Origin of the sequence: Actibacterium ureilyticum (genome assembly GCF_002285435.1) — a bacterium.
Classification (GTDB): domain Bacteria; phylum Pseudomonadota; class Alphaproteobacteria; order Rhodobacterales; family Rhodobacteraceae; genus Actibacterium_C; species Actibacterium_C ureilyticum.
On the sequence record NZ_NSBT01000030.1, the window covers coordinates 19,840 to 27,848 of the forward strand.

Sequence of the window (8,009 nt, forward strand, 5' to 3'; positions counted from 1 at the left end):
TGCCTCAAATCAGTCTGCGCGCAGCTCGGGCAGCGTGAAATCCATGAAGCGTTGCTCTTCGGCGATGGTGGCGGCATCGATCACGCCGCCCGTGCCATCGCCCACGGTTTGAATTGCTTCCAGTTGCCACATCGCCACGAGGGCGATGGCCAATTCAGCTGTCACGCGCGTGTTGAGATCGACGCTTTGCTTGAGTTCTTCCATGTCGTCGATGAGCCCGACGAGGCGGTCTACCCGCTCGAGCGACTGGCCGGCATCTTCATAGCTGTTCTGGGCGGCGGCTGAGACGAGCGCGCCGGTCGTGGCTTGTGTCGCCACACGGTTGGCCCCGGGGTTGCCGCTGGTGGCCATCTCAGAGAGCGTGTCCTCGTCAAAGCCGAGATCGGCCAGCACCCGATCCATCTGGGTTTCGATCTCGCCTGCGCCAGAACCAGACAGGCCGGAGAAATCCCCCGTCTTGATAGCCTCAATCGTGGCGAGGATGTCCCCGAACTCCTGGTCGAGCAGGCCGTTCAGCTCGTCCTCCATCTCGGTGCGGATGATTTCGGGAAGCTCGGCAAGTCGGGTGAGCGCTTCATAGGTTCTTTGCAGCTCCGCGAGTTGGTCCGTGAGAAGGCCGAGCTGTTCGCGGAGCTGCGTCAGCTGCTCGTTTTGCAAGATCTCGTCCTCGATCATCTGCCGCAGCTGCTGGATGTTTTGCGCGATGTTCTGGGTATCGACGACGGGCACGCCTTGCGCGAGGACGGGGGATAGGGCGCCAAGATGCAGACCAACCCCAAGTGTCGTGGCCAAAGCTGTCCTCAAGAGCAGATGTCCCATCATTCAATCTCCCTGATCGTAAAATCCATGAACGCGCCTTCGGCCATGCGGGCGCTGGCCTGGGCCAGCTCTTCGGCGGAGAGCACGCGGGTGCGGGCGGCCTGAAGCCGGATGCGGGCGGCCACGAGACGCACGAGTTCGGCGCGGGCATAAGTGTTGAGCGCAACGCTCTCCTGCACATCCTCGGTCTCGGAAATCCGTTCGACGATATCCGCAATACGTAGGGCGGCTTGCCTGATCGCGGCGGGTGAGTTGTTGCCATAGAAGGCCGCGCCGTGCCCAGTGAGCGAGAGGTTGGCATTGGCCAGAAGCGCGGGGTCGATCGTGCCAAGCGCTTCGATCCCGCCGATACGGGTCAAATAGAGGTTATAGCGTTCGGGGATCACCTGGACGTAGTGCTGGGTCTCGCGAAAGGGTGGCACGCCGCCATACTCGAAAACCCGGCCGGGCCCCGCGTTATAGGCCGCAAGCGCGTTGATGATATTGCCGTCGAAGGTGTTGAGCTGGGTGGCGAGATAACGCGCGCCGCCATGCACCTGCAGGTAGGGGCTGTCGTAGTATTCTGGGTTGATGCCGAGATCGCTGGCCGTACCGGGCATAATCTGGGTGAGGCCAAAGGCGCCGACGGGCGAGCGGGCGCCAATAGTAAACCGGCTTTCCTGCCAGATGAGCGCCTGTAGGAGTGCGCGCCATTGAACCGGCGAGAGACCCGCGCGGCCCACGCCTGCAAAGCCGCTGGTCTCCTGCGCGACGCGGATGATGAGCTGCTCGATGTTTTCCGCAGCATCCCCGAACATCTGTGCGCCGCCGGGATTGGGATCGATCTCGCCCGTGCCATAGACCGCCTCGACTGACCGGGCCGGATCCCCGCTGCCGCTTTCCAGCCCCGAGACCATAGCTGGCAAGCCCTGACCGCCGAAGCTGGTCTGGGCATCAAGGATGCGTTGCAGGGTTTCCAGCTGCTCCCGTTCGATCTCGGCAATGAGTTCGCGCACGGCAAGCTTGTCGGCCTGAACGGCCAAGTCAGCCTCGCGATCGCCAGTCTCGACGATGTCACGCGCGGTCAGCCCACTGTCATTGGTCGGCACGCCTTGAGACAAAGCGAGACCGGGCAGCAGGCAAAGGGCCAGGATATGAGGCAGGCTAGACTTCAATGTCGCCCTCCGGTGCGCCAAGGGGCGTGAAGCTGCAATCAGGTGCTGTGGGTGCCGTCGAGGCCAGGAAGGTGAAGCAATTGGCCTGCGGTTCCTGGTACTGGGCGCAGGAGGCCAAAGCGCCGAGCGCGGTGAGAAGAAACAGAGTACGAATCATGAAAGCCTCCAAAAGTCTGGGCGGTCGCGGTAATCGGCGCCGACCAGCGCCTCGCCTTTTTCCATGCCGCCGAGGATGGTGAGATTGGGCCCGAGGGCGCTCAGATCGGCATCGACGACGATGGATCCCTGGTCGTCGCGGATGAGCGCAAGGCGGCTGTCGCTGCCGGTGTTGAGAAGCACATCGAGTTCCTTCTCATAGAGGTTCAGCATCGCGTAGTCGGCCGCATGGGCGCGGATGTTCGGAAGCAGGATCTGCGTCGGCACCGCCTCGACGATAGTCTTGCCGGTCCGCGTGCGCTCGAGCTGACTGGCGTATTGCGTCATCATCACCGCGACGGTGTTCTGCTTGCGCGCGGTCACCAGCCAGTTCGACAGCCGCTCGGCGAAATACGCGTTGTCGAGCGCCTTCCAGGCCTCGTCGATCACGATGATTGTGGGGCGACGATCCTCGATCTCGCGCTCTACCCGGCGGAAAAGATAAGAGAGGACGGCCATCCGCTCCTTGTCGGCCTCGCTGTCGAGAATGCCGGTCAGATCGAAGCCCACGACATCGCCCCTGAGCGAGAAGGTGTCCTCGAGGCTCTGTCCGAAGATCCAGCCGTAGCGACCGTCTTCGGTCCACTCGAGCAGGCGCTGGTGCAGATCGCCACCATCATCGGTCGATACGAACAGCGATGCGAAATCCCGCCAGTTCCGCAGGGCCGGATTGGTGGCCTGGGCATTCTGGCGCACGACCTCCTGGATGCGGTTGGTCTGCGCCGGGGTCAGGGGCTTGTCGGCGCGGTAGAGCAGGGTTGTGAGCCAGTCCGAGAGCCAGGCGGTGCCGCGCGCATCGGTCTCTGTCCAGAGCGGGTTGAGACCCGTGGGCTGGCCGGCGTTCAGGGAGGCGTAGCGCCCGCCATTGGCGCGCACCGCCATCTCCATGCCTAGACGGTAATCGAAGACGAAGATCCGGGCGCCCGCGCGACGGGCCTGGGTCATCAGAAAGGCTGACAGCACCGATTTGCCGGACCCGGGCCGCCCCATGATCAGGGTATGGCCGCTGGTCGGTTCTTTGTCGGGCGATCCCTGCTCGTGATAGGAAAACCGATAGGCGCTCTGCTCCGGCGTGGGGAAATATGTGACGACCCGGCCCCAGGGGGTAAGTGCTGCAGGTTTGCCGAGCTGTGTCCGGTGGAAGGCCGCAAAATCCGCGAAGTTGCGATTGGTGACGGCGCTGGCGCGGACGCGCTTTGGCTGGTTGCCGGGGTGCTGGCTGAGGTAATGCGCCTTGGCCGCGACCCGCTCGCCAATCATCTTCACGCCTTCTGCGGCGGCCGCGTTGACGACCTCGGCGCTGAGCGTCTGCAGCTCGTCCAGCGTGTCACAGAAGATCGTCACGACCATGTGGTGCTCGCCAAAGCTCTGGCGTTTGGCCTCGAGATCGTCGGCCGCGATGTCGAGCGCTTCCAAGAGCGACAGGGCCGCATCCTGGCTGGCTTGCATCTGCCGCTTTTGCCGCTTGATGCGGCCCGCCATGAGGTTCGAATTGATCGGCGTGAAGGAATGGGTGACGATCATGTCGACCGGCAGGTTCAGCATGTCGAACATGGTGCAGGAGGTGCCTTCCGAGTATTCCCCGATGGTGAAGCTCTTGCCGTAGCGATGCCCCACGACGCCTTCGGAAAGCTCGAAATGATCCCCCTGAAACGTCACTCGCGTGTTGGCGACGTTGAAGGACAGGAAGCCATAGGTGTTCGCCGGATAGAGCGGCAGTTCCTGGCCAGTGTTGAGGGCCCCTAGGAAGCCAATCAACTCGCCGGACTTGGCCGAAAGCACACGTGGGTTAAGCTCCGTCAGGCCAGACAGGAACACGTTCACGGCCTCGCCCAATCGGCGAAGGCGCTTCTCGGTCGCTTCCTTGAGACGATCCGGGGCGCTGCGGTTCAGGAACGGAAGGACGCTCTTCGGGGGCGGGCGGTGAATGACCGTGAGCGTCAGGGTTTTGTCGCGCAGGCCGCTGGTCTCGAGTTTCGCGCGCCAGAGCCGATCAACTTCCCCCGCAAAGCTGTCCTCGCGCACGGGTTCCAGCTCCGGTGCGATCGCCTTTGAGACCTTATGGACGTAGTAACTGAACTCCGGTCCCAGCTGCGCGATGATCCGGGCAAAGAGCGCGGTCACCTTGTCGAGATAGGCATCATCTGTGGTGTAGCTGTTGACCCCGTCGAGCCGGATGCACTGAAAAAGTTCGTTCACCCGCGTCCGCACGGTGCGGTCATCGACCAAGCTGACGTAAGGAAGCATATGCGCGAGGCGGGTCTCGCGTGCATACCAGTCCGGCGTCATGGTCCGGGGATCGAGGGTTTCATTCAAGGCTGTATTAGGGCGCATAGCTGTCCCCGCCGTGAATGGAGCGGTTGCGCGTCGGTGGCGTTTCCTGCAGCGCCGTCATCATCACGTCGATGAAGCGCGGGTCCCAGTCCGCGGCCTTCCAAAGCACAGGGTAGAGTAGGGCGGCCACGCCCAGCACCGCGATGTGCTGAACCCAGACGAAGAGGAGCACCGAGCCGAAGAGCCAGACCATCGCATACATGATGGGCAGGCCCAGGAGCTTCGGCGGTCGCACGAGGCCGAGAAAGAGGGGCGAGCGCTCAGCCACCGGCAAAGACCGCGGCAACGATGGTGGGGGCGGCCGCAACACCGGCGATGCCGACAAGCACCCAGAGGGCCTGGCGCAGATCGATGATGTTGAAGAACCAGCTCAAGAACACGCCAAGGACCGCGAGTGTGGCGATCACGACGCCGAGCGGGCCAGTCAGGGCATCGACAATGCCCTGCAACAGGCTTTGGATCGGGGAGAGATCGATGCTTTGGGCAAGGGCGGGCTCAGCAATGAGCAGGAATAGCGCCAGTGAGGCGACGAATAGGTTTGAAATCTGTTTCATGAATTTGATCCTTCCAATCGGGCCACGACAGCCATGACGCGGGCCACGTGGTTCTGGGTTTCTCGGTAGGGGGGAATGCCGCCATAGCGGCGCACAGCATCCGGGCCGGCGTTGTAGGCTGCGAGCGCGAGCCGCGGATCGCCGAACGTCTCCAGCATCATCGCGAGGTAGCGGGCGGAACCGTCGAGGTTCTGCAGCGGATCACGCGGGTCGACACCGAGGTCGCGCGCCGTCGCTGGCATCAATTGGCCAAGGCCGATGGCGCCTGCGCTCGAGATCGCCTCCTGCCGGTAGGCGCTCTCGACCTCGATATTGGCGCGGTAGAGGATCAGCCAATCACGAACCGCGAGCTCCGTGCGGCGCAGCCCGGGATGGCTGGCATAGCGAAGGGCAGTAGCCTCGATGGCCGTGAGAACATCGCCGCGGGGCAGGGGCGCAGGTCGCGCAAGGGCTGCAAAACGCAACGCGTCAGGTTCAATAGCTGGTTCTTCTTCACTTAGGATCGCCAGCTCATCAGCAGCGGACCCCTGTCCGATGCCGTCATTGTAATTGCGGGCAAAGCTGTCCTGGGAGCGAGACGGCGTCAGAGAGCCATCGCTCTCCATGACCAATACCATCTGGGCTATGGCCGGACCTGTCAGGAACCAGCAAAGGAGAAGGCTACTTGCTGCCGCCCTTGTCAGATGCGGCCAGCTTGTGCGTCGTCCGCTGGCCTTCTTCGAGCGGCACATCGGCATGAGAGAAGCCGATCCCGATAAGGAAGGAGACCACGCCCGTAATGGTCTTGAACTCGCGGATCTTGATGTCGTTGTAAGTCGTCCGGGTTCGAGCGGTGACCAGCAGTTTCTCGACGCCCTCGTCAGAGACGACACGCATGATCCAGACCCCGTAGTAGCTGGGGCCCTTCTTGTGTGCCGACTCTTGGCACAGGATTTCAGCGCTATAGCCGCTTTCCACGAGTTCGCGGAAACGTGCTTCCGTAACCACATTTGGTGCTTCGATGTCCCAGTTCATGGCCCGGCTCACGCTTTCTTCAAACGCGCAACGTCCGGGCATTCCCACTTGAAGCCCAGAGTTACGATAGTATATTATTAACCGCAAGATATAATGCGGCAGATACGGCTGTATCTCGGTTACTCAAACTCTAGGCACGGCCATTGGCGTCTATCAAGGGAAATAGGGGTTTCAGAAACCTGCGGTTGAGCCGGTGGGTGACGATGCAGGCTGCGGCCTTGCTGATGCTCGTTCCGGTCGCAAGCCGAGCGGAAACCTGTCTCGCCCCGGTACGACCTTTCGTCCCAAGCGATTCGCAGGCCGCCCGGGACTATGCCGACATCATCCGACGGGACTTTGAGGTCTACATCGCGGACATTCAGGACTACTTTCGCTGCCTCGAGCAGGAGCGTGCGCGCGCCTTTGAAGAAGCCCGCGAAGTCAGTCAGGATTACGGTCGGTTTCTCGAGCTGGTGGGGGATTGATGGGCCACTGGGCGTGTACCAGACTTGCATCCCTTGGAAACCAGACGCCCATAACACCCTCAAATATCTACTTTTTAGATAACAGATTTCATCCGCTAGCGACGTCACAAAAGGTTTGTGACGCGTGTCGAAAACTATTTGGAGTACCGGGCATCTGGCCCTTTGTCGATCTTTGGTCGAGGCCCGAAATAGAGCGGGTCTGGGGCAAAAGGATTTGGCGGACAGGCTTGACTGCCACCAGTCTCTGGTGGCGCGCATCGAAAGTGGCCAGCGACGGATCGACGTTGTCGAGTTCATCGTATTGTCCCGAGCGCTTGGCTTCGACTTATCCGAGGTTCTGGCGATCGTCGAAGCCGCCACGGAACCCGACCACAAGATTTGAAAGCAAAGAAATTTTTGGACGCGCCGCTTCGTGCGTCCCCATCTGAAGTGAGCTCCTCAAGAAAGAGCAGTTAGCCAACATCTCCCAAGCGCGGCATGCGGTGCAGGCGAGCACCACAGTTCGTCACGCTGCAATATCAGAGCCTCAGTGCAGGAAGTCCGTAAACAGTGAACGATGATAAAGGTGAGGGCGTCGCGATCGCCAATCTGATCGGGACCGATGGGTGCAGCATTGTTGGTTGGGTTTATCGATGGAGTACAGGCGCGCATGCGCTGATGTGGGACGTCCACGGACCCCAGCCGGTATCGGAAACCCGACCGGATCTGACTGCGGAACAGAAGCAGGAAATCGACTTCGATGCGCTCACGCGGATCGGAAGAAGCAACAGCAACTAGGCTTCTCAGGTAGTCGCCAGCGAGTATTGGTGGAAAGGGTGCGATAGCACACCGGACATTGGAGCTGACGGCAGCGAAAGCCTCGAAAGAGCCCAAACTCACGGTTTCTGCATGCCTACTGAATGTCGGCTATCGTGCACAGCGCGGTTGACTTGCAAAACTAAAACTGGCAGGCACAGGGAGAACAAAAATGGAACAAATTGCTCTTTTGGAGGTACCGTTTTGGCTCGCAAAGCAACTATCAGCATTGATGTATCTGACATGTCCACAGCCTTGAAGTTTTATGTTGAGGCATTGGGCTGCAAATTTAAGAAAAAGTACTCGGATGATTGGCAGGTTATCTCCGTTGGAACGCTCGATCTCCACATCCAAGAGAAAGCCGCAGGCACCATCGGCGCAGCCGATGAAAAACGTCACTACCAGCGTCATTGGACACCGGTTCATCTTGACTTCATAGTAGATGACATTGATCCGGTTTGTGCAGAAGTTGAAAAGTACGGCGGCTCGGTTGAAAAGAAAACCTACTCAGAGGTCGCAGACCTTGCAAATTGTGCTGATCCGTTCGGAAACGGATTTGATCTTATTCGGGAAAACCTGGAATAGGTACGCGAAGAAGCCTCGGAGAGCGCAAAGTTCGCCCGTCGGGGTATCGCCAAGCCGCCATTGGCGCAACCGCAGCGAATTGGCGCTTAGTCCGC

12 protein-coding genes are annotated in these 8,009 nt (G+C 60.6%); 4 read left to right on the forward strand and 8 right to left on the reverse strand.

Translation table 11 applies throughout. The annotated features are described in order from the left end of the window. Positions 1 to 9: 9 nt before the first annotated feature. The 8 genes from CLM60_RS11885 to CLM60_RS11915 are packed head-to-tail and all read right to left on the reverse strand — an operon-like array spanning position 10 to position 6,070. Positions 10 to 819, reverse strand: coding sequence for a type IV secretion system protein (locus CLM60_RS11885; RefSeq protein WP_095589391.1), 810 nt, complete (start codon positions 817 to 819; stop codon positions 10 to 12). Continuing rightward, positions 819 to 1,973: a lytic transglycosylase domain-containing protein gene (locus CLM60_RS11890; protein ID WP_176473863.1), complete on the reverse strand. Its 1,155-nt coding sequence runs from the start codon at positions 1,971 to 1,973 to the stop codon at positions 819 to 821. Before CLM60_RS11890 ends, CLM60_RS11885 begins: the two co-directional genes overlap by 1 nt. Continuing rightward, complete coding sequence (locus tag CLM60_RS20945) at positions 1,963 to 2,130, reverse strand: hypothetical protein (protein ID WP_176473864.1); 168 nt, start codon at positions 2,128 to 2,130, stop codon at positions 1,963 to 1,965. Before CLM60_RS20945 ends, CLM60_RS11890 begins: the two co-directional genes overlap by 11 nt. After that, positions 2,127 to 4,502 (reverse strand): VirB4 family type IV secretion/conjugal transfer ATPase, encoded by a 2,376-nt coding sequence (locus CLM60_RS11895; protein ID WP_095589386.1) that lies wholly within the window; start codon positions 4,500 to 4,502, stop codon positions 2,127 to 2,129. Before CLM60_RS11895 ends, CLM60_RS20945 begins: the two co-directional genes overlap by 4 nt. Beyond that, positions 4,492 to 4,770: a VirB3 family type IV secretion system protein gene (locus tag CLM60_RS11900; RefSeq protein WP_008327373.1), complete on the reverse strand. Its 279-nt coding sequence runs from the start codon at positions 4,768 to 4,770 to the stop codon at positions 4,492 to 4,494. Before CLM60_RS11900 ends, CLM60_RS11895 begins: the two co-directional genes overlap by 11 nt. Continuing rightward, the gene (locus CLM60_RS11905) at positions 4,763 to 5,056 is read right to left on the reverse strand and encodes a TrbC/VirB2 family protein (protein WP_009503803.1); all 294 of its coding nucleotides are present in this window, start codon (positions 5,054 to 5,056) and stop codon (positions 4,763 to 4,765) included. Before CLM60_RS11905 ends, CLM60_RS11900 begins: the two co-directional genes overlap by 8 nt. Continuing rightward, a complete protein-coding gene (locus CLM60_RS11910; RefSeq protein ID WP_095589387.1) occupies positions 5,053 to 5,673 on the reverse strand; it encodes a lytic transglycosylase domain-containing protein in 621 nt (206 codons plus the stop codon). Before CLM60_RS11910 ends, CLM60_RS11905 begins: the two co-directional genes overlap by 4 nt. 43 nt (positions 5,674 to 5,716) lie before the next feature. Then, the gene (locus tag CLM60_RS11915) at positions 5,717 to 6,070 is read right to left on the reverse strand and encodes a hypothetical protein (RefSeq protein WP_072702228.1); all 354 of its coding nucleotides are present in this window, start codon (positions 6,068 to 6,070) and stop codon (positions 5,717 to 5,719) included. A 203-nt stretch (positions 6,071 to 6,273) separates the two neighbouring features. On the opposite strand from CLM60_RS11915, the gene CLM60_RS11920 reads away from it, so the two are divergent. From CLM60_RS11920 to CLM60_RS11935, 4 genes are all read left to right on the forward strand, one after another. After that, on the forward strand, positions 6,274 to 6,534 hold the full coding sequence (locus CLM60_RS11920) for a hypothetical protein (protein ID WP_095589393.1): 261 nt from the start codon (positions 6,274 to 6,276) through the stop codon (positions 6,532 to 6,534). A gap of 124 nt (positions 6,535 to 6,658) precedes the next feature. Beyond that, positions 6,659 to 6,916 carry a helix-turn-helix domain-containing protein gene (locus CLM60_RS11925; protein ID WP_095589388.1) on the forward strand — a complete coding sequence of 86 codons (258 nt, stop codon included), beginning with the start codon at positions 6,659 to 6,661 and terminating at the stop codon, positions 6,914 to 6,916. A gap of 167 nt (positions 6,917 to 7,083) precedes the next feature. Next, positions 7,084 to 7,311 carry a hypothetical protein gene (locus tag CLM60_RS11930; protein WP_095589389.1) on the forward strand — a complete coding sequence of 76 codons (228 nt, stop codon included), beginning with the start codon at positions 7,084 to 7,086 and terminating at the stop codon, positions 7,309 to 7,311. A 222-nt stretch (positions 7,312 to 7,533) separates the two neighbouring features. Next, positions 7,534 to 7,914: a VOC family protein gene (locus tag CLM60_RS11935; RefSeq protein WP_095587678.1), complete on the forward strand. Its 381-nt coding sequence runs from the start codon at positions 7,534 to 7,536 to the stop codon at positions 7,912 to 7,914. The last annotated feature ends 95 nt before the right edge of the window (positions 7,915 to 8,009 follow it).

Bases quoted from the DNA above. Each gene is read 5' to 3' on its own strand.
- CLM60_RS11905 (WP_009503803.1), bottom strand. From the start codon at position 5,056: ATGAAACAGATTTCAAACCTATTCGTCGCCTCACTGGCGCTATTCCTG.
- CLM60_RS11885 (WP_095589391.1), bottom strand. From the start codon at position 819: ATGGGACATCTGCTCTTGAGGACAGCTTTGGCCACGACACTTGGGGTT.
- CLM60_RS11920 (WP_095589393.1), top strand. From the start codon at position 6,274: ATGCAGGCTGCGGCCTTGCTGATGCTCGTTCCGGTCGCAAGCCGAGCG.
- CLM60_RS20945 (WP_176473864.1), bottom strand. From the start codon at position 2,130: ATGATTCGTACTCTGTTTCTTCTCACCGCGCTCGGCGCTTTGGCCTCC.
- CLM60_RS11915 (WP_072702228.1), bottom strand. From the start codon at position 6,070: ATGAACTGGGACATCGAAGCACCAAATGTGGTTACGGAAGCACGTTTC.
- CLM60_RS11910 (WP_095589387.1), bottom strand. From the start codon at position 5,673: ATGGTATTGGTCATGGAGAGCGATGGCTCTCTGACGCCGTCTCGCTCC.
- CLM60_RS11895 (WP_095589386.1), bottom strand. From the start codon at position 4,502: ATGCGCCCTAATACAGCCTTGAATGAAACCCTCGATCCCCGGACCATG.